Annotated in this window: 2 protein-coding genes; both read left to right on the top strand. The window is 60.6% G+C overall.

Annotated elements, in window-relative coordinates:
- A partial coding sequence (locus tag QCE79_RS32755) for a sugar phosphate isomerase/epimerase family protein (RefSeq protein WP_309851570.1) occupies window positions 1-599 on the top strand: 599 nt, incomplete at its 5' end.
- A 32-nt stretch (window positions 600-631) separates the two neighbouring features.
- A partial coding sequence (locus QCE79_RS32750) for an MFS transporter (protein ID WP_309851567.1) occupies window positions 632-1,410 on the top strand: 779 nt, incomplete at its 3' end.

Raw genomic sequence — 1,410 nt, 5'->3', positions numbered from 1 at the left:
GTGGCCTGCACTCGGGCGCGGCGCCGGAAGAAGTGGCGGACCTCAAGCGGCATACGGAAATTGCCGCGGCGGTCGGCGCAAAAGTCATGCGCATTTGCTGCGGCGGCCGCCGCACGCGCATCGATGACTGGTCGGAGCACAAGGCCCGTCTGATTCCGCTGCTGCGCGATGCCGCAAGCCACGCCAGAAGCCACGGTGTCGTGCTCGCCATCGAAAACCATATCGACCTGCTCGCTGACGAACTTGTCGAGCTTATCGAGATCGTCGATTCGCCCGCGCTCGGCGTGTGCCTCGACACCGCCAACAATCTGCGCATGCTCGAAGACCCTGCGGTCGCGATCGAGAAACTCGCGCCGTATGCACGCGCGACACACATCAAGGACATCACCGCAAAGAGTGGCAATCCGCGCGAGTTCGCTTTCTGGCCAAGCGTGCCGCTGGGACAAGGTCTCATCGACATTCCGCATGCCTTCGACGAGCTACGCAAGCACGGCTATGCCGGCTTGCTTGCACTCGAGATCGATTATCTGCATCCCGCCTACGAAGACGACCAAAAGGCTATCGCCGACAGCATCGAATACATGCGCGGACTGCTTTAAGCACGCCGCATTCAAAGAAACCCGGAGACGACATGAGCATCCCTGCCAAGCAACTGAACGTCCAGGAATTCCTGGATTCGAGGCCGTTTGCCGGCTTCCACTGGAAAATTCTTTTTTTGAGCCTCGTGGTCCTGATTCTCGATGGCTTCGACGTCGTCGCGATGGGCTTTATCGCGCCTGCGCTGATCGCTGACTGGAAAATCAGCCGCGCCGCGCTTGGTCCGGTGCTCAGCATGGGGCTGTTCGGCCTTGCAATCGGCGCGCTCACCGGCGGGCCGCTGGCGGACCGTTTAGGTCGTCGCAAGGTCATCATTGGCGCCGTCATCTTCTTTGGCGTGATGAGTCTTGCATCCGCATGGTCGCCGAACGTCGAAGTGCTCTCTGTCTTGCGCTTTCTGACCGGACTCGGTCTGGGCGCATCGCAGCCGAACGCCGCGACGCTGGCATCCGAATATGCTCCCAAGAAGCATCGGTCGGTCATGGTGACGGTAATTTACTGCGGGTTCACGCTGGGTGCAGCCGGTGGTGGCTTTCTCTCCAGCTATCTCGTTCCGACCCACGGCTGGCATTCGATTCTGGTGGTCGGCGGTATCGTTCCGCTCCTGTTCGCCGTGATGCTGTTTTTCGTTCTGCCGGAATCCGCAAAGTTTCTGGCCGTGAAGGACGAAGGACGTATGGCGCTCGCGAACATCATCAACAAGATTCAGCCCGGCACGGTGGACGCTTCCACCCAACTCGCAACGGCCGAACGCGGACACGCAGGCAAGGGCGCAATCCGACTCATCGTGTCGAAGCCGCACACCGCCGTCAC

Origin of the sequence: Caballeronia sp. LZ003 (genome assembly GCF_031451465.1) — a bacterium.
Taxonomy (GTDB): domain Bacteria; phylum Pseudomonadota; class Gammaproteobacteria; order Burkholderiales; family Burkholderiaceae; genus Caballeronia.
Note: the sequence above shows the minus strand (reverse complement) of the source record. Positions and strands in the feature narration are given on the sequence as shown.